This window comes from Vibrio genomosp. F6, assembly GCF_005146325.1.
Lineage (GTDB): Bacteria > Pseudomonadota > Gammaproteobacteria > Enterobacterales > Vibrionaceae > Vibrio > Vibrio cortegadensis.
Map to the genome: position 1 here is coordinate 213,792 of NZ_SYUT01000031.1, position 24,602 is coordinate 238,393.

At 43.1% G+C, this 24,602-nt stretch carries 16 protein-coding genes; 11 read left to right on the forward strand and 5 right to left on the reverse strand.

Translation table 11 applies throughout. The annotated features are described in order from the left end of the window. Nucleotides 1-80: 80 nt before the first annotated feature. On the forward strand, nt 81-1,496 hold the full coding sequence (dacB, locus tag FCV43_RS14130; protein ID WP_136995551.1) for a serine-type D-Ala-D-Ala carboxypeptidase: 1,416 nt from the start codon (nt 81-83) through the stop codon (nt 1,494-1,496). Here the strand turns inward: dacB and FCV43_RS14135 are convergent. Together FCV43_RS14135 and tyrS are read right to left on the reverse strand one after the other, a co-directional pair. Next, nucleotides 1,475-2,320: a magnesium transporter gene (locus FCV43_RS14135; protein ID WP_017054116.1), complete on the reverse strand. Its 846-nt coding sequence runs from the start codon at nt 2,318-2,320 to the stop codon at nt 1,475-1,477. The genes dacB and FCV43_RS14135 overlap by 22 nt on opposite strands. A gap of 443 nt (nt 2,321-2,763) precedes the next feature. Further along, entirely contained in the window at nt 2,764-3,951 is a 1,188-nt protein-coding gene (gene tyrS / locus FCV43_RS14145) for a tyrosine--tRNA ligase (protein WP_017054118.1), read from the reverse strand. Nucleotides 3,952-4,078: 127 nt separating this feature from the next. Here tyrS and FCV43_RS14150 point away from each other — a divergent pair, with 127 nt between their 5' ends. Further along, entirely contained in the window at nt 4,079-5,368 is a 1,290-nt protein-coding gene (locus FCV43_RS14150; protein ID WP_136995552.1) for a peptidoglycan DD-metalloendopeptidase family protein, read from the forward strand. A 154-nt stretch (nt 5,369-5,522) separates the two neighbouring features. Here FCV43_RS14150 and FCV43_RS14155 read toward each other — a convergent pair whose 3' ends face one another. The 3 genes from FCV43_RS14155 to erpA all read right to left on the reverse strand — a co-directional run bounded on the left by FCV43_RS14155 (nt 5,523) and on the right by erpA (nt 10,329). Continuing rightward, nucleotides 5,523-8,672, reverse strand: coding sequence for an efflux RND transporter permease subunit (locus FCV43_RS14155; protein WP_136995553.1), 3,150 nt, complete (start codon nt 8,670-8,672; stop codon nt 5,523-5,525). An 8-nt stretch (nt 8,673-8,680) separates the two neighbouring features. Then, on the reverse strand, nt 8,681-9,772 hold the full coding sequence (locus FCV43_RS14160; protein ID WP_029203530.1) for an efflux RND transporter periplasmic adaptor subunit: 1,092 nt from the start codon (nt 9,770-9,772) through the stop codon (nt 8,681-8,683). A 215-nt stretch (nt 9,773-9,987) separates the two neighbouring features. Further along, nucleotides 9,988-10,329, reverse strand: coding sequence for an iron-sulfur cluster insertion protein ErpA (gene erpA, locus FCV43_RS14165; protein WP_017054122.1), 342 nt, complete (start codon nt 10,327-10,329; stop codon nt 9,988-9,990). A gap of 284 nt (nt 10,330-10,613) precedes the next feature. Here erpA and hemL point away from each other — a divergent pair, with 284 nt between their 5' ends. The 9 genes from hemL to FCV43_RS14210 all read left to right on the forward strand — a co-directional run bounded on the left by hemL (nt 10,614) and on the right by FCV43_RS14210 (nt 24,581). Next, nucleotides 10,614-11,927: a glutamate-1-semialdehyde 2,1-aminomutase gene (gene hemL / locus FCV43_RS14170; protein WP_017054123.1), complete on the forward strand. Its 1,314-nt coding sequence runs from the start codon at nt 10,614-10,616 to the stop codon at nt 11,925-11,927. Between the two features lie 252 nt (nt 11,928-12,179). Continuing rightward, complete coding sequence (locus FCV43_RS14175; protein WP_017054125.1) at nt 12,180-13,265, forward strand: AI-2E family transporter; 1,086 nt, start codon at nt 12,180-12,182, stop codon at nt 13,263-13,265. Nucleotides 13,266-13,384: 119 nt separating this feature from the next. After that, nucleotides 13,385-14,407, forward strand: a complete 1,023-nt coding sequence (gene rsmC / locus FCV43_RS14180; RefSeq protein WP_136995596.1) for a 16S rRNA (guanine(1207)-N(2))-methyltransferase RsmC — start codon at nt 13,385-13,387, stop codon at nt 14,405-14,407. A gap of 210 nt (nt 14,408-14,617) precedes the next feature. Then, nucleotides 14,618-18,007, forward strand: coding sequence for a response regulator (locus FCV43_RS14185; protein ID WP_136995554.1), 3,390 nt, complete (start codon nt 14,618-14,620; stop codon nt 18,005-18,007). A 660-nt stretch (nt 18,008-18,667) separates the two neighbouring features. Beyond that, nucleotides 18,668-20,350: an ABC transporter substrate-binding protein gene (locus FCV43_RS14190; protein WP_136995555.1), complete on the forward strand. Its 1,683-nt coding sequence runs from the start codon at nt 18,668-18,670 to the stop codon at nt 20,348-20,350. Between the two features lie 170 nt (nt 20,351-20,520). Further along, nucleotides 20,521-21,507, forward strand: a complete 987-nt coding sequence (locus tag FCV43_RS14195) for an ABC transporter permease (RefSeq protein ID WP_136995556.1) — start codon at nt 20,521-20,523, stop codon at nt 21,505-21,507. Nucleotides 21,508-21,509: 2 nt separating this feature from the next. Further along, nucleotides 21,510-22,535 (forward strand): ABC transporter permease, encoded by a 1,026-nt coding sequence (locus tag FCV43_RS14200; RefSeq protein ID WP_113799212.1) that lies wholly within the window; start codon nt 21,510-21,512, stop codon nt 22,533-22,535. A gap of 2 nt (nt 22,536-22,537) precedes the next feature. Continuing rightward, nucleotides 22,538-23,521 (forward strand): ABC transporter ATP-binding protein, encoded by a 984-nt coding sequence (locus FCV43_RS14205; protein ID WP_017054131.1) that lies wholly within the window; start codon nt 22,538-22,540, stop codon nt 23,519-23,521. Nucleotides 23,522-23,585: 64 nt separating this feature from the next. Continuing rightward, nucleotides 23,586-24,581 (forward strand): ABC transporter ATP-binding protein, encoded by a 996-nt coding sequence (locus tag FCV43_RS14210; RefSeq protein ID WP_017054132.1) that lies wholly within the window; start codon nt 23,586-23,588, stop codon nt 24,579-24,581. Nucleotides 24,582-24,602 lie beyond the last annotated feature (21 nt).

The window sequence follows — 24,602 nt, forward strand, 5'->3', positions numbered from 1 at the left end:
GAATTTAAACGCCTGCTCTCTAGCAGGCGTTTTTTTATGTATGTATACTCATAACTACTCCTTTTCTAGAAGTTTTTATTATGCGTTCGCTATTGCTTGTTTGTTGTTTACTGTTTTCTCAATTCTCTCTCGCATATTCACCTACTTCTCATTTGCCAAATGGCAGCCGTAGCAGTTTAATCATTCAATCATTGTCTTCAGATAACGCTGTCATAAAGCAAGACTCATCTTCACTCTATCCTCCAGCCAGCACTTTAAAACTATTAACGGCTCTCGCGACCAAGTTAGAGCTAGGTGATGATTTCTACTTTCCGACCACTCTTGAAAGAAGCGGCCGAGATCTGATTATTCGCTTCTCTGGTGATCCAACACTCACAAGAGCTCATCTAAAGCAGCTGTTCATCCAGCTAAAGCAGATGGGGACTCATTCGATAGACGGTAACCTGTGGTTAGATAATTCAGCATTTACTGGATACCCGCGTGCGGTAGGCTGGCCTTGGGATATTTTAGGGGTCTGCTACAGTGCTCCATCTACCGCAATTACTCTCGATGGCAACTGTATTCAGGCATCAATCTATACTCAAACTAATGGCTCAACGCGCGTTCACGTCCCACAACATCAACCGATCACCGTTTCTTCAAATGCCACCACGGTATCTAAGGCAGGACAAAATGCGACTCAGTGTGATTTGGAACTGCAAACCTACGACAATAATCGCTATGCACTTTCCGGCTGCTTAGTGTCGCGTACAAAGCCTCTGCCTTTGAAATTTGCTCTTCAGCAACCCGAACTCTATACACAAGCTTTAATCACTCAGATTTTGCATGAATTAAACATGACAATCAGCGGAGATATTTTCATTGGCGCTCCTGCGAACAAAGGTTCGAGTGAATTCATCGCTGAGCACCGTTCAGAAAAGCTCCCACAGTTACTCGATATCATGCTAAAAAAGTCGAATAACTTAATCGCAGACAATTTAACAAAAACGCTAGGTGCGCACTTTTTTGTCCAACCGGGCAGTTTTGGTAATGGCACACAAGCGATCAAACAAATACTGTTTGCAAAAGCGGGTATAGACTTAACAGATGCACAACTGGTTGATGGTTCTGGGTTATCAAGAAATAACCGCATAACCGCATCAGACATGTCTCATGTTCTGCACTATATCTGGGAAAATGATCAGCAACTTAACTTGATAAAACTGATGCCTGTCGCTGGAAAGAATGGAACCTTGAAATATCGCTCTAGCATGAGAAAAAACCCAATTTCAGATCAACTTATCGCTAAAAGTGGTTCTTTATACGGTACTTACAATATGGCGGGATACGGTTTAAATAAAAATGGTCAACCTGAAACGATGTTTATTCAATTTGTGAGTGACTACTTCCCAAGTAAGAGCGGCGATGGCAAACCAGTCACCGCTCCTATCACATTATTCGAACAAGAATTTTATCGTGATGTTTTAAAAGCAAGTCAGGCTAAACCTAAAAAGTAATTCACCACGGTAAAGTAGATCCACATACCTGAAATATCAACGATCGAGGCAAGTACAGGACTAACTAGAACCGCAGGATCAAGCTTGATGACTCTGGCTAATATTGGCAATAGCCCTCCTAAGGTCGTTGATATCGTCACTTGGATAAACAGAGCGACTGCAATAGCAAAAGCAATCAAATGGATATCAAATCCCCCTGTTGATTGAGCATCGCCAAATAATAGTATGCGCCCCATCATCACTGCTGAAATCGCAATCGCTAGGCATATCGCCACCCGGCTCTCTTTCCAAAGAACAGATATCCACTGCCTTTTCTTAAGATCTCCAGTCGCTAACGCCCGTATCACCAATGTCGCCGCTTGCGTGCCAGTATTACCACCGGCGGCAGCGATAACTGGCATATAAATCGCGAGCAACATCAACTGGCTTAATGTGTTTTCATACTGAGCGATAATCAGCCCAGAGATGATCCCGAACAAAGCCAGAATAACGATCCAACCGACTCGCTGTTTAACGTGTTCCAGCACACTCGTCGCCAAATACCCCTGAGTGGTCTCCGCTTCTGAACGAATGAAACCCAATTGGTGAGCATAATGACGCGCTCGTTTGTCATAACCTTCCAGCTCTAACAGTGAGAGTAACTCCTGCACATACCCAACCGTGCAGTGGTTCAAAACCCCCACGGCTTCTTCAATCGACATCACCGTCAATAAGTGGATCTGGTGTGACTGCTCATATTGTAAAAACGCATTCGTCGCAGCGCTGATCTCCGCATTCGAAAAATGAGTATTGTGGTGTTGAAAAATGTTGTTCATTACCGTCATGGCGAATCTCCCGATTGGCATTGGTAACGACCATCTGTATAGCTCAAGCGCACGGCAAGATACCTATACAAAAGTACATATAAGAGAAAATAGATTGGGAAAACTGGATACAGTGTCATTAAAAATAAGCAATAGAGTCATGCTCATTCAGTTTGACAGGAATAGTCCCCTACCGTTGGGTAGGAGTGAAGATCACCGATACCGAAACGGGTTATTTTGCTCCCTTAGCGCTTTTTACCCAGCAACTGGGAGGATGGTCGGTATGGTTCATAAAAATCTCCAAAGATACTGCCTTACTGGCAGCGGCGGTATTCTAACAAAAAAAACAAACCAAGCCCATGAATTAGATGAGTAAAGCATCACATTTACTTCGTTTTTTAAGTATAAAAAAAGGCATCATCACGATGCCTTTTTGAATTACGTTCTACTATTGATAACCACTATTATTTGATCGTAATACGAGCAAATTTACGCTTACCAACTTGGTAAACCGCCGTTCCAACTTCAGGAACGAGTTTATTATCTTCAATTTTAGCGCCATCAATCTTAGCTGCGCCTTGCTTGATCATACGCATCGCATCTGAAGTCGAGTTCACTAAAGCCGACTCTTTTAATACGTTAGCAATTGGCATACCTGCTTCAAATTCAAACTCAGGCATATCTTCAGGTATTTGATTCTTCGCGAAACGGTTCACAAACTCTTGCTCTGCTGCATCAGCATCGGCTTCTGAGTGAAAACGAGCGATGATCTCTTTAGCCAATAGAACTTTCACATCACGTGGGTTCTTACCTGCATCAACGCCTGCTTTCAATTCCGCAACTTCTTCAAGTGGGCGGAAAGAAAGGAGTTCGTAGTAGCTCCACATCAAGTCATCTGAAATAGACATGATTTTACCAAACATTTCGCTTGGCGCTTCGCTAATGCCGATGTAGTTATGTGCCGATTTAGACATCTTCTTAACGCCATCTAAACCTACCAATAGCGGCATCATCAATACAGCTTGAGGCTTTTGTCCGTGTGCTTTTTGTAGTTCACGACCCATCAGTAGATTGAACTTCTGATCGGTACCACCAAGCTCAACGTCCGTTTCCATCGCAACAGAATCGTAACCTTGCAGTAAAGGATACATAAATTCATGAATAGCGATTGGCTGACCACCAGCATAACGCTTTTTAAAGTCATCACGTTCAAGCATACGAGCAACGGTTTGGTTCGATGCTAAACGGATCATACCTTCAGCACCTAATTCAGATAACCATTCAGAGTTGAACTGAATTTTAGTACGTGCCGGATCGAGAATTTTAAATACTTGCTCTTTATACGTTTCAGCATTTCTCAATACATCTTCACGGCTAAGTGGTGGACGCGTCGTATTTTTACCTGACGGGTCTCCAACCATTGCTGTGAAATCACCAATAAGGAAAGTAACTTCATGGCCGAGATCTTGAAAGTGACGCAGTTTATTAAAAATAACTGTGTGACCAAGGTGGATATCGGGTGCAGTTGGATCGGCACCTAGCTTAATACGAAGAGGACGATCCTCTTTCAGCTTTGCAATTAGTTCTTCTTCCGGTATTAGCTCTTCTACACCGCGTTTAATTTCAGCAAGTGCTGCTTCAAAACTCGCCATTGTTGGTTGCTCCCACAGATTTGGCAAAATATGTTATCCAGACATATTACTGAATAGAGATGTTTTTTGAAACCAGTTAAACTATTCCGTTGTCTATTTTCACAAAAAATACAGAACGAACCTGAACATGTTGTCGATTTTTACCCGCCTACCTTGGATTCATAAGACATTAATTGTCTTTTTTAGCGCCATTATTTTTGTTGCGCTGTTTTTATTACCCGATGCTAGCGATCTAAGAACAGATGAAAGCCGCCTAGAACTAGGGCGACATTATCCTTTGGCGATTAATGCAGAGGCGCTTTCCCCTGGTCAGGACATATTGCCTACGACAGTACTAAAATGGGAAACGCACAAAGTTCAATCCGGTGAGAGTGCTTCTGTTCTTTTCAAACGCATTGGTTTATCCGCACGTTTACTCTATAACCTCGTATCAACCAATAAAGATATCAAAACTCAACTCACCAAATTGAAACCAGGCGACAAGCTCATTTTCGGTTTTGATGAAAACAATGAGATGGTACAGCTCAAACGTAATATCAGCGCATTTGAAACATTCAAAGTCACTCGGACTGACTTTGGGTTTCAATCTGAATTCGATAAGAAAGAGATCAACTACCAATACAATTATGCGGAAGCGAAAATCACATCCAACTTCTGGAATGCTGGCATTTCATCAGGATTAACCGCGAACCAAATCATGGAATTGGCTGGCATATTTGGCTGGGATATTGACTTCGCCTTAGACATCCGAGAGAACGATAGCTTTAAAATGCTCTATCAAGAGAAAGTGGTGGAAGGTGAAGTGATTGGCAGAGGTAAAATAATGGCCGCGGTATTTACCAACCAAGGGGATACCTTTACCGCCATCCTTGATGATAAAACGGGCAACTATTACGACGAGAAAGGGCGTGCTATGAAAAAAGCATTTCTACGCTCTCCTATTGATTTCCGTCGTGTTACCTCAAACTTTAACCCTCGTCGTAAACACCCTGTGACAGGAAAAGTTCGTGCTCACAGAGGTACGGATTATGCAGCTCCAGTAGGAACGCCTATTTGGGCTGCTGGTGATGGTATCGTGCAAAAGTCTAGCTACAACAAATATAACGGTAATTACGTTTTCATTCGCCATAGCAATACCTACATCACAAAATACCTGCACATGAAACGTCGTATGGTGAAAACAGGCCAACGAGTGAAACAGGGGCAAACGGTAGGGACACTAGGTGGAACCGGACGAGTGACAGGCCCGCACCTACATTATGAATTCCTAGTAAATGGCGTACATAAGAACGCGCGCACGGTTAAACTACCGCAATCAAAATCGCTAACAGGCAAAGCGAAAGCAACCTTTATTGCCAACGCGAATATTCGATTGAATAAACTTGAACGATACGGTCAATTGCTCGCTAAACAGTAATAGGCATAGACAATAATTGTTATGAAATCGTGATCAATAGAGAGTGGTGAATAGACATCTCGCCACTCTCTATCTCTTTACCTCTGTATCTCTACCTCTTAAAGAGAACTCATTAATGCTCTTTCTTGGTGCTCTCAAATTCAACTTTATCTCTTTAAGCTCTAACTATTTGAGCATCGTCAGACTTCAGTTCTGCCAGTTGTTTTGGCTCAGTTACTGCCGCCTTGGATTTATCTCGCCCTAGCATCAATAAGCATGGGGTTAACACGAGAGTCAAAACGGTAGCAAACGCTAATCCACCGGCAATAGACGTCGCCAACTGTGACCACCACTGCGTACTCGGAGCACCAAATTCGATCTTTTGATTAATCAGATCAATATTCATCTCCAGTACCATTGGCATTAATCCCAATATGGTCGTAACAGTCGTCAGCATCACGGGCCTTAAACGCTGAACACCAGTACGTAAAATGGCATCTTGTTTGCTTAGCCCACGCTTGATCAATTGGTTAAAGGTATCAATCAATACAATATTGTTGTTAACCACAATCCCAGCAAGCGCAATCACGCCAATACCTGACATCACAATGCCAAACGGACGTTGGAAGATCAGCAACCCTATAAACACACCGACAGTAGAGAACAACACCGCACTCAAGATCAGTAACGCCTGATAGAAACTGTTGAACTGGGTAATTAGAATCAACCCCATCACCGCCAATGCAACCATGAAGGCGCTCTGTAAAAATTCAGATGAATGTTCTTGTTCTTCATTCTGGCCACGAATTTTAAATTCAACACCGCTAGGCAAATTCAACTCGGTGAGCGCTTGCTGAATTTTGGGTAGTTCAAGGGCAAGGTTATAACCTTCTTCCATATCCGCCATAATACTGATCACTCGCTGGCCATCGGTTCTATTGATGGTGTCCTGCTTATGATCTGGCACGATTTGAGCGAAATTGGTAATAGGAACAAGACCGGCAGGCGTCTTTATTCTTAATTGGTCAAAGCGTCCTATATCCCGCTTATCTTCAGGGAAGCGCACTAAGATATCGACTTCTTCTGTTGCATCATCAGGAAGATAATCTCCAATTTTGAGCCCATTAGTGACGAACTGTACGGTATTTCCCACTAACGTCGCATCAGCAGAGAAACGAGCCGCATCCCCTCTACGAATATCAATTTTCCAATCAATTCCCTCTTTACTTGAGGTATCACTGATGTTTGTAAGGGCCGGGTTATTATCAGCCCAATGACGAACTAACTTAGCCGCACCATCTAATGAATCAGGAATTCGAGCAAACATCTCTATCACTAAGTCATTTTCTACCGGAGGGCCAGCATCAGGGAATTTATACTCTATTTCAACGCCCGCGAATTGATTAGTTGTCTGTTTTAACTCATCAATAATGTCCTTCACACGGCGTCGATATTGCCAGTCCACAGGGGTGATCTGAATTTGTCCAATTTCATCATCCCCTCCCGTTCGGGTATAAACGCTCTCAAACTCCTCATGATCTAACATCACCTGTTCAATTCGGCTCATGATCACATCTTTCTCATCAATAGAGAGATCACCATAAGATCGCACTTTCACCGTAAAGAAAGGAGGATCCACTTCAGGGAAAAACTCCGCGCCTAAACCTGCTTTTGAATAGGTAAACCCGACACTCACCGCAAGCAATATTGAACACAGTAAGATTTTCAGAGGGTGCTTAATAGCAATTGATAACGTGTGGTAATAGAGTTTGGTCAGACCCGTAGCTTTCGAAAAATCACCATTATGTAAAGCGAGCATTTTCTCTTTATTTTTTGTCGAGACATGCTGTGGCTTACCAATCAAACTGCCTAGCACTGGAATAAATAGCAGTGCCATCACAAGAGATGCCGATAAGGTGGCAATTAATGTCAATGGCAAGAACTTCATGAACTCACCCGTAATATCAGGCCAGAAAAGCAGTGGTGCAAATGCAGCAAGTGTTGTTGCCGTTGATGCAGTAATTGGCCAAGCCATTCGTTTCGCCGCATCTTGGTAAGCTTCTCTCTTTGGCGTGCCTTCTTGCATTCTTCTGTCTGCAAATTCGGTCACCACAATGGCGCCATCCACCAGCATTCCAACGGCCATGATCAAAGAGAAAAGCACCACGATATTAACGGTTAATCCAAAAACAGACAGTACGAGTAAACCAGTTAGAAATGAGCCAGGGATAGAGATACCAACAAGCAGCGCGGTTCGAACACCTAAAATCGCAATGATGACGATAACCACTAAGATGATGGCAGATAGAATATTATTTTGCAGATCATTGAGCATGATCTCGACATCTTTAGATTCATCCCAGGTGTATTTAACCAGAAGGTTACTAGGCCATTGGTCAAGCTTCTGCGCTTCAACCATCACCGCTTTGACTAACTCGACCGTCTCTATGATATTTTCGCCAGCGCGCTTTTTAATATCAAGCACCACCGCTGATTTACCATCCAGTCGAGCAAAACTTTCTGGATCGCGAAAAGCACGTCTCACGGTCGCCACATCACTAAAAGTGATCACTTGTTTACCGTCAACCTTGATTGGCAACTCTAGTACATCTTTTAAAGAATCGAACACCGAAGGGACTTTCACCGAGAAACGACCATAACCCGTATCAACAAATCCAGCTGCAACGACTCGGTTATTCAACGCGATAAGGTTGTAAATGTCTCCTTGGTCCAGCCCGTAGCTCTCCATCAATAGAGGGTCAACAATAATCTCAACGATATCGTCACGATCCCCTGCTATATCGACTTCTAGTATTTGGCGGTAACTCTCCAGTTTATCGCTTAACTGCCTTGCTAACTGGACAATGGTTCTTTCTGGTACCGTTCCATAAAGGACAACCGATAAGATGGGCTGCTCTGACGCTAATGTCACTTCATTTACAGTAGGTTCATCACTGTCTGCGGGAAGTTTAGGTTTCGCAAGATCGACCGCATCTCGAACATCCGCCATCGCTTTACTTAGGTCGACACCAACGTTAAATTCAAGAACGACCGAAGCGTGCCCTTCAGAAGCGGTGGCGGTCATCTCTTTAACACCTTCAATAGAGCGTAACTCTTGCTCTATTGGACGAACTAGAAGGCGTTCAGCATCATCTGGCGAAATACCTTGATGCCCTACTGATACATAAATAATAGGTATGGTTATATCGGGACTAGACTCTTTAGGAATGGCTATATAAGTACCAATTCCAGCAATCAAAATCAGCACCAACAGCGTTAACATGGTTCTTGCGCGAGATAAGGCGGCATCAATAATGGAATACATAGTGCCTCCTAGTTTTGTTGTTCAGAAAATTCAATCGCAATCACTGAATCACCATCACGCACAAAACCTTGCCCTATCGTAATGATATCAACCTTCTCTCCAAGCCCCGTCAACCACACGCCATCTTGTTCAGCTTTAACCAATTGGATTGGCACAAAGTGAACCATATCTTGTTGCAGAGTTTTAACGCCTAAGTTGCCTACATCATCCAAGGCGAGCATTGCAGGCGTAATTTTAATGGCAAGTTGAGATTCTAGGCTCAAGGTCACCTCTGCACTTATCCCTGCTGGGATTTTCTTATCCGTATTGGCGATGGCTATTTCGATAGGAAAAGTATTCGTTGATTCTGAAGACATACGAGAAATATAGCGAAGCTTGCCAGCGACAGTCGAACCATCGAGTAGCTTTATCCTTGCATCTTGCTGAGCTTGAAGGCTTTGGATATGTCGTTCACTCACATCGGCTTTTATCACCAGTGGATCTAAATCGATCAATGTTGCAACAGGATCGCCTACACCAACAAAATCTCCGACTTCGATATTCAATGCTTCAACCACACCACTAAAAGGGGCTCGAATTAATGTGTTACTTAAGGCGAGTTTCGCATTACTCACTGCCGCTTTAGCTTCCGTTAAAGAAGCTTGTGCAGAGGTATAGGCGACTTCACCTTGTAAACCACGACTTTTAAGTGAATCTGCTGCTTTAAATTCTTTCTGCTTTAAGCGTAACACCGCATTCGCTCGTTCAAGCTGAATGGCTAGATCGCCTTTATCGATTTGAACAATGGCTTGGCCTTTTTTAACAGCATCACCTTTTTTGATTTTAACCTGCGTCACCTTCCCTGCAATTTCAGCACCTAAAGTCGCTTGTCGATCTGGAGCCGTACGACCGTACAGATCGATCTTTTTATCAGTCGCTTGCGCGTTGAAAGTTTGATAGACCACTTTCGCCAATGGGATGGTTTGAGATTTATTATTGTTCGGCGCTTCTTGAGCACGTAATGCACCAAGACCAAGCCAAAGAGAAAGTAACAGAAGGAGTAGAAATGATATCAGCCATGGTCGCTGAGCAAAAAAGCCACCAGCACGAAAATTCGGCATATGAAGTCCTTTTAGATAGAGATCTAGAGCGTAAATACCAACACCAGCGATCTGCATTTCTGGTATCAGTATTACCGCTCAAAATTTCACGCAACATCCTTATACGTAAAATTTATACAGTTATTCTATAAAGTAACTGCTGAAGGCTTCATTTGCTGTGAAGCGTTTCACTTTACCTGCTATAGATTTAGTAAATTCAGGTATTACAAAACTCACTAGACGCTAAATGATGCACCACAGCCACAAGTGGTTGTTGCATTAGGGTTATTCACAAAAAAGCGAGCCCCTTCAAGGCCTTCAGTGTAATCCACAACGCCACCAATTAAATATTGAAGGCTCATAGGATCGACAACTAAAGTAACGCCGCTATTTACAATGGTCGTGTCACCTTCATTTACGTTTTCATCAAAAGTGAAACCGTATTGGAAGCCGCTACAACCACCACCAGTAATATAAACGCGTAATTTTAATGCTGGGTTCTCTTCTTCCGCAATTAAAGTGTTTACGCGTGTTGCTGCTGCGTCTGAAAAAGACAGTGGTACATTTACTTCGCTCACGACAACCTCTCTCGTGTAATGACCCGTTAAATTGAGTATCGTAAAAACTCATGTTAACAGGTGTATCTTTTTTAATAATACCGCGATTATCTAATACCTGACTGTTTCGTTCAAGTATTCACCGATACTATTCCGCATTTCTAGCCCTTTCATTTTCTATCTACCACTCAAATTTTTTGATTAAGCGTGAAAAATGTCAGAAATTTGGCCAAAACATTTCTAGTTCGGAGTGTGATAGGTACAATGCGTGACAATTGGTCCGAACAATCAAAAGAGGATATATCATGACCAAATCATCAGAGCTGTATCAAAAAGCACAACACACCATTCCAGGTGGTGTAAATTCACCAGTTCGTGCATTTAACGGTGTTGGTGGCTCGCCAATTTTCGTAGAACGTGCTGACGGTCCGTTAATTTTTGATGCTGATGGTAAAGCATATATTGACTATGTTGGGTCTTGGGGTCCAATGATTCTTGGCCACAACCATGCTGTTATTCGTGAAGCTGTGATTAGTGCGGCTCAACGTGGTTTAAGTTTCGGAGCTCCAACCGAAATGGAAATCAACATGGCTGAATTGGTTTCTGAAATGGTTCCGTCAATGGAACAAGTGCGCATGGTGAGCTCAGGTACTGAAGCAACAATGAGTGCTATCCGTTTGGCTCGTGGCTTTACAGGCCGAGATAAAATTCTTAAGTTTGAAGGTTGTTACCACGGCCATGCAGACAGCCTACTAGTAAAAGCGGGCTCTGGCGCATTAACACTTGGCCAACCAAGCTCACCAGGCGTACCTGCTGATTTTGCAAAATACACATTAACCGCTACGTTTAATGACCTTGAATCGGTTCGCGAACTGTTTGCTGCGAATAAAGGTGAAATCTCGTGCATCATTGTTGAACCTGTTGCCGGTAACATGAACTGCATCCCGCCAGTTGAAGGCTTCCATGAAGGTCTGCGTGAAATTTGTGATCAAGAAGGTGCGTTACTGATTTTTGATGAAGTAATGACAGGCTTCCGCGTGGCTCAAGGCTGTGCTCAAGCGCATTACAACATCAAACCTGATTTAACGACTCTTGGTAAAGTCATTGGTGGCGGCATGCCAGTGGGTGCTTTCGGTGGTCGTAAAGAAGTAATGCAATATATCGCACCGACAGGTCCTGTATACCAAGCGGGTACATTGTCAGGCAACCCTGTTGCAATGGCCGCTGGTTTCGCATGTTTAACTATTCTAAAAGAAGACGGTCATGCACAACGCCTTGCTTCTAAAACAGAGCAAATCGCTTTGGGGTTAAAACAACGAGCAGACGAGCATGGTATCCCTCTACTCGTAAACTATGTAGGCGGTATGTTTGGTTTCTTCTTCACGGATCAACAGAGTGTGACTTGTTTTGATGACGTGACAAAATGCGATGTTGAACGCTTTAAACGCTTCTTCCACCTGATGTTAGAGCACGGTGTTTACCTTGCACCATCAGCTTTTGAAGCAAGCTTTACTTCGCTAGCTCATGGCTCTAAAGAAATTGAAGCCACACTAGAAGCGGCAGACCGCTGTTTTGCTATTATCGCAAAAGAAGCAAATATCGCAAAAGAAGCAGAATAACTTAATATTGAGCAGTAGAAAGGCTGAACTCAGCCTTTCTACTTATTACCAACTTTCTTTATTGCCAATTTACAGCAACAAGTATCAATAACCCCACAAGAAGCAACGAAAACCATGGAACTTTACGTTTAGGCGCTTTCTTGCTACAACCACTATCTTTCCCACAACAGCCCATAAATAAAACTCCTGATTGATCACTTTCTGCTTTAACGTCATTATAAACTTAATCAAGACTACTTTAGAGACTTAATTTTGCAGGATAAAATCAAAATTACATCTAGCCATTGGGTTATCGTTGTGGCGCTCCTCGCAGCGGCTTATGCCTGTTATTTATTGATAGAGCCTTATGTCAATTCGATTGTCATGGCCTTTATCATTTCACTGTTGATGTTCCCTATTCATAATTGGCTAGAGAAAAAACTGCCTAATAAAGCCAATATTGTTTCCCTATTATCCTGTGTCATCCTCACCTTTATAATCGTTATTCCATTGCTGGCGGTTTTTGCAGCTATTGTTCAGCAGGGCTCATCCTTCTCACACAATACTTATCAGTGGGTATCTCATGGTGGTATTCAAGAGCTCTTTGCTCACCCATTAGTGGTCAAGGCTCTTGCTTTTATCAATGAGTATCTTCCTTTTGACACTATTGAACCACAATCTATTGCCCAAAAAGTTGGGGAATTCGCCACATCATTTGGTTCAAATTTGGTTGCCATTAGTGCGAGAATTCTTGGGGATGCCACCAACTTCCTAATGGATTTCTTCTTGATGCTATTTGTGCTGTTCTTTTTGCTTCGCGATCACGACAAGATCATCAGTGCGATCCGCCATATCTTGCCTTTATCTCGCAGCCAAGAAGACAAACTACTCTCGGAAATCGAACAAGTGTCAAAATCCGCAGTGATGGGATCTTTTCTTACTGCCATAGCACAAGGCTTTGCTGGCGGGATAGGTATGTGGATCGCAGGGTTCCCAGGACTTTTCTGGGGAACCATGATGGGATTTGCCTCTTTCATTCCTGTCGTAGGAACGGCCTTAATTTGGATCCCTGCGGCAATTTACCTATTTTTAACCGGAGATACCACTTGGGCGATCTTCTTAACGGTATGGAGCGTTGCGATTGTCGGTTCTATTGACAATCTATTGAGACCATTCTTAATGCAAGGCAGCGCGGGGATGAATACCCTGATGATTTTCTTCTCATTACTGGGCGGGATCCAACTATTTGGCTTAATTGGTCTTATCTATGGCCCTATTATTTTCGCTATCACTATGGTGCTGTTTAATATCTATGAAGAAGAATTTAAAGACTTCTTAGATAAACAAGACAATAATTAATTCACACTCTCTCTATCCACGAGAGAGTGCTGAAGAGCATTAAAATATCTTCAAGCAAAGGGCAGATTATGCGAGAATCTGCCCTTTCGTATTTTCGCTTGCCATTAATTGAGTTCATCATGTCTGTTTATACAACACCGAGTCAAATCGCCCAACGTCAGCTTGCCTACTTTGAAGGAAAGCATGTACTTGTTGCTGGCGAAGTCGAAGATCTGTTTCCTATCGAGTTAGAAAAGCACTGTGCATCGGTGAGTGTATTCACAACTCATTATGGCTATTACCGCCAGTTAGAAGCTCACTCATCTATCTCTCGATATTTTGGTGCTGAATTTACGGCAGAAACTCCAGCCGATATGATTTTATTGTATTGGCCAAAAGCCAAAGCGGAAGCGGAATACCTTCTTGCCATGTTATTGGCGAAGCTAGGTACAGATACCGAGATCGTCGTTGTTGGCGAAAACCGCTCTGGCGTAAAAAGTATCGAAAAAATGTTCCAAGCTTATGGGCCTGTGAAAAAATACGATTCAGCTCGCCGTTGTTCGTTCTATTGGGGACAATGCACCGAACAAGTAGCCACTTTTGCACTACAAGATTGGTTCAAAACCTACACCGTCCAATACGCAGAACAGACGTTAACCGTAAAAAGTTTACCTGGTGTATTTAGTCATGGTGAATTTGATATTGGCAGTAAATTACTGCTTGATAGCCTACCAGCACTTTCTGGTAAAGTTCTAGATTTTGGTTGCGGCGCAGGGGTTCTCAGTGCAGTGATGGCAAGCCAAAATCCAGATATTGAATTAGAACTCTGTGACATTAGCGCATTAGCCGTTGCCTCAAGCCAAGCGACTCTGGAAGCTAACGGATTACAAGGTCGTGTTTTTGCTTCTGATGTCTATTCAGATTGTAGCGATGACTACCAATTTATCATCAGTAATCCCCCTTTTCATTCAGGTTTAGATACCAGCTACAGCGCAACGGAAACACTGCTAGCGAAAGCTCCAACCCGCATGACACGTAAAGGTCAGCTGCTTATTGTGGCGAATAGTTTCCTCAAATACATCCCGATTATCGAGCAAGCTTTTAGTAATTGCGCGACGATAAATAAGACCACCAAATTTGCGATTTACCACGCGTCGAAATAGCTAATTGATAGAGTACAGAATAAAATCTGTGCTCTATTTTCCGTTTCATTAAGCAAAAAGTGCGTCTTTGAACACGCTTTGCATCACACTTACTTGTCAAAGTAAAAAAACTCGTTAATTTCGTTAGATTAGAAACCCTTTAATCCTTCACTCTGTTTTGATTACCTCGTCAATGTTGTCAAAACCGCCACGGAAATTAACGCCTTATTTATGTTTAGGTTCTATCGAAAGCAAAAATTCAAGCGCCTTCAGAATACTTTAATGATGGCTTTTCTTGTTTTAAGTATCACACCTTTAACTGTGATTGCGGTCTTTTTTCTCCAATCTCACAGCACCGATCTTCAAGAGCAAAACACCTCACACCTCTTATCGGTTCGAGATACAAAACAACAGCAAGTCATTGATTATCTACAAGCTCAAGAATCAGAAGTGATGGGCTTTGTTCGTTCAGAACTCGCCTATGCCAGTGGTGGGCGTTTTTATGGCTTAGTGAACGCTTTTCAACGCTTAGGGATGGATATCGATCAAGCGAGAGCCCATGCTCAGCAACGATATATCAAAGGTTCAGGCAACCAAATAAAAACATCAATCCTTCCAGAATCAAGCAGCTATGTTGGAAGCGAACGTTATCGCCTACTTCATAAACGCTATCACTCTGCTTATCTAGAATTGCTTAAACGTGCGGATTTTGATGACATTCTATTAGTAGATCTTGAAGGTAATGTCGCCTATTCCACCTATAAACATGATAACTACGGCACCAATTTACTGACAGGTCACTATAAAGACTCAAACCTTGGCATTACCTTTAAAAAACTGGCTGATGAAGTGCAATCTAAACGCAAGAGCAATGAAGATTACACCCCTGTGATTATGTCGGACTTTTTAATTGAGAACGGAAAACAGGTAGCGTGGTTAGGTGCGCCAATTGTTCAGCAAGGGTATCTACACAGCTACGCAATGTTGCGCCTCCCAAGTAATGGCATTACAAAGTTAATTACGGATATTAATAAAACCTCCTCAATGCAAACCCTATTAGTTGGCAGTGATCACCTACCCAGAACCCTCGCGCATAGCCAAGACGACATCAACACCAGTTTAAAAGTTGTTGATAAGGCGTTAAGCGGAATCACGGGGGTCGGTAGCTATATCAATGCTAAGGGCGAAAGCACCATTGCCGCTTATGCTCCTATCGCACTGAAAAGTACTACTTGGGCACTGGTGGTTGAACTGCCTGAAAATGAAGCTTACGCCCGAATTCAGCAGCTCGAAAAACTCTTCGTGCTTGTCATGCTGACCGCGATTATTTTAGTTTTTATCGCCTCTCACTATTTATCCAACTTCATCACTTCCCCACTTTTAAAGCTCACTTGGGCAGCAGAAAAAGTGTCCGCGGGAGATCTCGATGAGAATGTCATCAATACCGACCGTAAAGATGAAATTGGACGTTTAGCGATCAGCTTCTCCCGTATGCAACGTTCCATTCGAGAAAAAATTCAACTTATTGAAAGTCAAAACAAGGAACTTGAGCAAAACCTGAAGTTAATCCAAAAACAAAATGACGATCTACAACTGGCAAATAAACTCAAAGATGAATTCTTAGCAACCACTTCACATGAATTACGAACACCATTGCACGGAATGGTGGGCATTGCCGAAGCTCTCATTTCAGGTGCGAATGGACCGATCCCTGCCCATCAGAAATATCAGCTCGACATTATCATTAACAGTGGTCAGCGACTTGCGACATTAGTCGACGACCTACTGGACTACCATAAAATGCGCTACGGCAGCTTGGACATTCAAAAGTCAGCCGTTGATATTTCTAGTGCGACCCGTTTGGTGTTGGAACTGTCCAATCACTTACTCGGCAATAAACCCATTCGCATCATTAACCAAATCACCACCAACGTTGCTTTCGTTTCTGCGGACCCTCAGCGATTGGAACAAATCCTATATAACTTAATTGGTAATGCCATTAAATATACCTCTGAAGGCAAGATTGTTATCTCTGCCAACATTGTCGATGACTCAGTTCGAGTGCAAGTGGTCGATACAGGCCAAGGCATTCCTGCAGAACATTTAGAGCATATTTTTGAACCCTTAATTCAAGCAGGTCAAGATGCTGGACGCTATCGTCAAGGAGCCGGTTTAGGGCTATCCATCACTCGTCAACTCATTGAATTAATGGGAGGAGCTCTGTATGTGAGTAGCCAACCTATGGTAGGAACCACATTTAGTTTCACTCTGCCCATCGCGAATGAAGAAGAGATTGCCTCATCTTATAACATGACATCGCTCAACCACTTTAAGGCTCCCGATGCCTTTGATGTCATAGAGGGTGAAAGTACCGCACTGCCTGAAAATAGCGATGGACCTCTGCTTATTGTCGCCGACGATGAGCCTGTTAACTTACATGTCCTCGATAGTTTCTTACGCCTTGAAGGCTATCGTGTTCGCACCGCTAATGATGGGCCAGAAACTATTGAACTGATTAAACAGGAGAAGCCTGAGTTATTACTATTAGATGTCATGATGCCAGGAATGAGTGGCTACCAGGTGTGCGAAAAATTAAGAGAAGAGTACGATCATGCCGAGCTTCCTATTTTAATGTTAACCGCCCTAAACCAAACGGAGGACCGCATTCGAGGCTTCCAAGCTGGTGCTAATGATTATTTGTCTAAACCTTTCAACAAACAGGAGCTTGCTGCTCGAATTATTGCCCATTTAACGGCCAGCAAAGCCGAGCTCCGCCGAATTGAAAATGATCAATTACAGTTAGAGTTAAAACACCGCGCAATGGTCGAAGCGAACTTACTAGAAACTCAAGGCCGCTTGCTTGAACAACTAGAATCAGCTCCAGAAGCTATTATCTGCATTCGAGATGACATGCGTATTCGCTTTGCCAATGACGCGGCATCGAAGCTATTTAGACGCTCTCAAGAACAACTTAAACGCTCAATGGCCGATGAAATCATTGCTCCAAAATACCTTAATGTGACGCAAGAGCATTATTGTGGAGACGTCGATATCTACGTTGAAGACATTCGACAGCATATCTCTACTGATATTCTTAAATTAGCAAAAGGCTCCGGTTTGCATGCCATGTATATATTTAACATTGGGGGCGGTGTTAATGCGGCACGTATCAATAACCTAGAGACAGCAGTAGAAGCACTATCAAGTTACGCTTTTGAAGGCGATAAAAATAAACTTCAGCAACTTAAAGAGCTTGGCGGTGAATTTACTCGCCTTGCGGATAAAGCTGTGGGTGAAGGAATGAACAAGCAAGATTTAATGCGTGAAATCTTAGTGGATGCAATGACCAACGCACTCGACTACTGGGAGAGAGTCACCGATCAGTCTAAATTTGCATTCGCCGAACAGAGTGGTCTATGGCGCGTCTATTTAGACAGAAGCACTCTACAAACCCGCACCTTGGACAAATACCTACGAGTCGAAACCCTGCCGAAAACGCCTCGCTGGCGAACGGTATTAAGCTCAATTGAGTTTATATTAGAACATTGCAAAGAGCAGAGCCCAGAACGAGCTCATATTGAAGTGTTACGCGATAAACTACAAAAGCTGTTAACGAGTTAACTCGCTCTATTTAGGAATAAAGCCTGCATTAAACATGCAGGTTTTTTTATCTTTAACACTCGACAATGACCTACCCTCCCATTTTTACTCTTATGAAAGTTGGTTGTTTCTCTTCATAAAAAAAGAACCATAAGCCACAATAATTCCGACCAAATTGATACAAAAATCACCGATAGTTTCCATAGAACATCATCAGTTATCTCACTTTGCGAACTTAATCACAACAGAACGGCAGATTTAAATTCACGCGATAAATTAACGTAGAACCACTGCGTGACCGAGATCTACGTTAATTCACTCAAAGGTTAAACCATTATATTTAAAGGCCCAAAAGATAAGTGTTCACCAACTTAATAAGTATTCGAAAATGGATTTGCGAGTCAGATCAACCGCGAAAAATCGCTTCATTATTAAGCAAACAATGAATTTTTAACGTTTATGACGGAGTTGATTGCTGATTTGACGTTTTTAACGGGAATGGTATTTGATTATTCACTCGATAAAGTGTCTTCTAGTTACGTCTTAGACCTACAGGCCAATCTTTTTCAAATACGCTCCTTTATAACAGGAGGTAAAAAAGAGGTAGGTCTTGGAGAGTGTTAATCAATTGATGACATTCCAATCCATTAGTGAAATGAAAGCAAATAGTAAGGAACAGCTATGCTTGCCAATATTAAAAAAACAGCACTTGCAACAGCCATTATTGCGACAGCTACTACAGGTTTCGCCTCAGTAGCGACAGCCGCGGAACGCAGTGAACTGACTATCCACCCGAAGGAGTTTACGACTTTCGTACGTAACTTTAACCCGTACCTAGGTGCAACGAACCTTCATACAACAACAGACTTCTTGTATGAGCCTCTTGTTGTGTTTAACGAAATGCACGGTAATACTCCGGTATTCCGTTTGGCAGAAAACTTCAAAATGTCTGACGACCTAATGAGTGTCGTTTTTGATATCCGTAAAGGCGTAAAATGGTCTGACGGCGAAGCATTTACTGCAAACGATGTTATCTTCTCTTTCAACTTAGTAAAAGAGAAACCAGAGCTAGACCAAAGCGGCATCAACTCTTGGGTTTCTAGTGTAGAAAAACTCAATGACTACCAAGTCCGTTTCCGTCTAAAAGAAGCGAACTCAAACGTTCCTTACGAAATTGCTAAAGTACCAGTAGTTCCTAAGCACGTATGGAAAGACATCAAAGATCCAGCAAGTTTCACCAATGAAAACCCTGTTGGTTCAGGTCCATTTACAGAAATTGACACTTTCACAGCTCAACTATACATCCAGTGTGCTAACCCGAATTACTGGGATGCAGACAACCTAGATGTTGACTGTCTACGTGTTCCACAAATTGCAAACAATGACCAATTCTTAGGCAAAGTCGTCAACTCTGAAATGGACTGGACTTCATCGTTCGTCCCAGACATTGACCGCACTTACGCAGCAGCAAGTCCTAAGCACCACTACTGGTACCCGCCTTCAGGCACACAAGCATTTGTGGTTAACTTCAAAAACCCAGATGCAGCGAAAAATGAAGCACTGAACAACGTTGATTTCCGTCGTGCATTCTCTATGGCACTTGATCGTCAAACTATCATCGACATCGCATTCTACGGTGGCGGTACAGTGAATGACTTCGCATCTGGCCTTGGCTACGCATTCGAAGCATGGTCTGATGAAAAGACTCACAACAAATACAAAGGCTTTAACACATACAACGCTGAAGGCGCTAAGCAACTTCTTGCTAAAGCTGGCTTCAAAGATGTAAACAACGATGGCTTTGTAGATACTCCAACAGGTAAATCTTTCGAGCTGATGATTCAGTCGCCAAACGGCTGGACGGATTTCAACAACACCGTTCAACTTGCAGTAGAGCAACTGAATGAAATCGGCATCAAAGCGAAAGCTCGTACGCCTGATTTCTCTGTATACAACCAAGCGATGCTTGAAGGTACGTACGACGTAGCATACACAAACTACTTCCACGGTGCGGATCCTTACACTTACTGGAACAGTGCATACAACTCTGCACTTCAGTCTGGTGATGGTATGCCTCGTTTCGCGATGCACTACTACACAAACAACAAGCTAGATGGTCTATTAAACAGCTTCTACAAAACAGCAGATAAAAATGAGCAGCTAGAAATCGCTCATGGTATTCAGAAAATCATCGCGGCTGACCAAGTTACGATTCCTGTGATGTCTGGTGCTTACATGTACCAATACAACACAACTCGCTTCACTGGTTGGTGGAATGAAGAAAATCCTAAAGGCCGTCCAAACATTTGGGCTGGTATCCCAGAGCGTCTACTTCACGTACTGGACCTGAAACCAGTGAAATAAGTAATCGTTCAATCCTTGCGGTGTACTCCCGTACACCGCTTATAAAATCCCCACACTCTCAATTGAAAGTATGACGCTCGTCGTCAGGGGATTTTTCGTTCCAAATTTCGCTAGGAACGACCTGAAACCAAGAGCAGGGATAAAATACTTGGGTGAGTAAGGTGTAAGTTATGGGTTATTTTTTAAGACGTTTGTCATTTTATTTTATCGCGCTGTTAGTCGCAGCTACTTTGAATTTTATTATTCCACGAGCAATGCCTGGTGACCCCGTTACCATGATGTTTGCGAACGCTTCTGTTCAAGTTACACCAGAACGTATCGAGGCAATGAAACAACTATTAGGCTTCGTTGATGGTCCTATTTGGATGCAATACTTTGCCTACATGAAAAACATCCTTAGTTGGGAGTTGGGAACGTCAATTCAGTTTTACCCACTTTCAGTTAATGCCCTATTAGGTGGCGCATTTGGTTGGTCCCTATTCTTAGCGGGAACAGCTGTAATCTTATCGTTTTCACTGGGTTCCGTTCTCGGAATATTTGCCGCATGGCACCGTGGCAGTCGTTATGACGCCTTCGTAACACCTGGAACACTGATCATTCAAGCCGTTCCACAAGTGGTAATTGCGATGCTAGCCATGTTCACTTTTGCTATCGGTTTAAAGTGGTTCCCAACAGGCTACGCCTACACAGCAGGAACCATTCCTGATTGGACAAGTTGGGCATTTATCAAAGACGTTGCTTACCATGCATTTCTACCTCTAGTTTGTGCCTCTATCGTTCAAGTGGGTGGCTTTCTCGTCAACATGCGTAACAACATGATTAACCTACTTGCTGAAGACTATATCACCATGGCAAAAGGTAAAGGTCTTAGTGAGAACCGCGTGGTATTTAACTACGCAGCTCGTAACGCAATGCTTCCAAGTGTTACCGCTCTCTCTATGTCTCTAGGTATGGCCATCGGTGGGCAGTTAATCATTGAAATTATCTTTAACTACCCAGGGTTAGGCAGCGTACTTTTCAATGCCATCACCGCTCGTGATTACCAAGTACTACAAGGTCAATTACTTATTATGACGTTGTTTATGCTGTTCTTTAACCTACTAGCAGACATGCTTTACGTTGTCTTAGACCCTCGTCTACGTAAGGGAGGTAAATAATCATGAAAGGCATTATTAAATTAATTGGGGGCAACCCTATGGCTCTGATTGGAGTATCCATTTTAAGTGTATTCCTATTCATCGCACTGGCAGCACCGTTGATCACTAAACACGCACCAGACAAGCGAACAGGTAACCCTCATGAGTACCCAAGCTTTGTCGTAAAGTCTGCTCAATCTAACCCTGATGGATGGGTTGCTGAAAACTTAGCCGACGATCGCCGCACACTGATCATGTCTAAGAAAGCGGATCATGTCATGGGAACCTCTCGAATGGGTCGTGATATTTGGTCTCAAGTGGTATACGGAGCACGCGTCTCTCTTGCTGTTGGTTTTGGTGCTGGTTTAACCGTGTGTTTCCTAGCAACCATTATCGGTGTATCAGCGGGTTACTTCGGAGGCAAAGTCGATGATGTATTAACCGCGGCAATGAACATCATGCTGGTTATCCCTCAATATCCACTTCTCTTTGTGGTTGCAGCATTCATTGGGGAGGCAGGGCCATTAACCATAGCATTGATTATCGGTTGTACCTCCTGGGCATGGGGCGCACGTGTCGTTCGTTCTCAAACCTTAGCTTTACGTGAAAAAGAGTTTGTTAAAGCCGCCGAAGTATTAGGTGAATCCTCTTTCCGCATCATCTTTGTTGAGATTTTGCCAAACCTAATTTCAATTGTTGGTGCGAGCTTCATCGGCTCCGTGATGTACGCCATCATGATGGAAGCGACCATATCATTCCTTGGTCTGGGTGATCCAAACACTATTAGCTGGGGCATCATGCTTTACAACGTACAAACTTCATCATCAATGCTTATCGGTGCTTGGTGGGAACTCATTGCTCCATGTGTTGCGATTACTTTACTGGTCACAGGCTTAGCTCTACTTAACTTTGCTGTTGATGAAATCGCAAACCCACAACTGCGTTCACACAAAGGTATGAAGCGTTGGAAAAAGCTTGCTAAGCAAGACAAATCTGAACGAGCACCTGTTTTACCACCACAAAATGCACTTTGGAGCGGAGATAAATAATCATGTCTGAACCACTAATTTCAATCCGCAATTTATGCGTCGATTACATCACAGACGCGGGCGATGTCCGCGCATGTAACAACGTGAGTTTTGACCTTGCTCCAGGTGAAGTATTTGGTCTTGCTGGTGAGTCTGGCTGTGGTAAATCCACTGTCGCGTTTTCGCTAATGCGCTTACATAAGCCGCCTGCATTCATTACTGGTGGGGAAGTGATATTCAATGGCGAAAACATCCTAGAGTACAGTGACGAACGCATGCAATCATTCCGTTGGAGTGAGATGTCAATGGTGTTCCAAAGCGCAATGAATGCTTTGAACCCTGTACTACCAATGGAAGAGCAATTTTGCGATGTGATCATGCGTCATACCAATATGACTCGTGAACAAGCGGTTAAACGCGCTCAAGGACTACTTGAAATTGTTGATATTCACCCTAGCCGTCTTACGGATTATCCACACCAATTCTCAGGTGGTATGCGTCAGCGTCTAGTGATTGCTATCGCTCTCGCGCTTAATCCAAAAATGATCATCATGGATGAACCAACCACTGCTCTAGACGTCGTGGTACAACGTGAAATTCTACAAAAAATTTATGCGCTAAAAGAAGAGTTCGGATTCTCAATTCTATTTATTACTCATGACCTCTCTTTGATGGTCGAGTTCTCAGATCGAATTGGCATTATGTACTCTGGAGAACTCATTGAAGTTGCCCCTTCAAAAGAGATTCTAGAAAGCCCTTACCACCCTTATACCAAAGGGCTGGGAAGTTCTTTCCCTCCACTTACTGGACCTAAAACTAAACTAACAGGCATTCCTGGTAATCCACTGAACTTACTAGAAATCCCACAGGGTTGTCGTTTTCAATCTCGCTGTAATCGCGTTCATGAAGCGTGCACAAAAGTGCCGACAACATTACGTCAAATTGAGCATGGCCGTTTATCCAACTGCCACCTTTACGGTGACTCAATTGCTCAGACAAAAGTTTAAATTCAATCCTCTTGCAGTAGCAAAATAGCGATTGGCAGTAATAAAAGAATTTCTGGAGACAATTATGAGTAACGATTTTGGTCAACTGCTCGTGGAAGGCAAAAACGTCATTAAAGACTTCCCTATTAGTAGTAATGCCCTTCAACAACCAATGATGCGAGCGATCAACGATGTATCGTTCAAGATGTATAAAAGCCGTGGTTTGGCCGTTGTGGGAGAATCTGGTTCAGGTAAATCGACCACTGCAAAAATGATTGCGAAAATGTACGCACCATCTGGCGGCAACATCGAATATAAAGGCCGTGACATTCAAGAGATCACTAGCCGAAAAGATTTAATGCACTACCGCGAAGGGGTTCAAATGGTATGGCAAGACCCATTTGGCTCATTGAACCCTACGCACAATATTTTTCACCACATTGCGCGACCACTGTTGATCCATAAAAAGATCACCCCAGGTAACAAAAAAGAGCTAGAAGAGCGTGTATATGATCTTCTAGAACAAGTTGGCTTGATCCCACCGAAAGAGACGGCGGAAAAATACCCGCACCAACTTTCAGGAGGCCAACGTCAGCGTGTCAATTTAGCCCGAAATATTGCCGTCGGGGCGGAAGTGGTACTCGCTGATGAACCAACCTCAATGCTTGATGTTTCGATTCGTGCGGGTGTGTTGAACTTAATGGAAGAGATGAAGTTCGAGAAACAGATGTCTCTACTTTATATCACTCACGATATCGCCACGGCTCGTTATATCGCGGAAGACCTTTCGGTCATGTATGTCGGCCATATGGTTGAATGGGGTGATACTGATGAAGTCATTGCTAATCCTCAACATCCCTATACCCAACTTCTTGTTTCTGCGGTACCAGATCCTAAAAAATCTATCCATACCAAGTTAAAAGGGAATAAAGGCGAGATCCCACTATGGACACCAAACTCCATCGGTTGTCCTTTTGCTGGACGCTGTGCTCATGCAATGGATAAGTGCAGAGAGCAGTTGCCGAGTGTTACTCAATTAGGTCCGAATCACTTTACTCGCTGTTACTTACACGAAAGTTAATCGCAAATGTTGATTCACAGA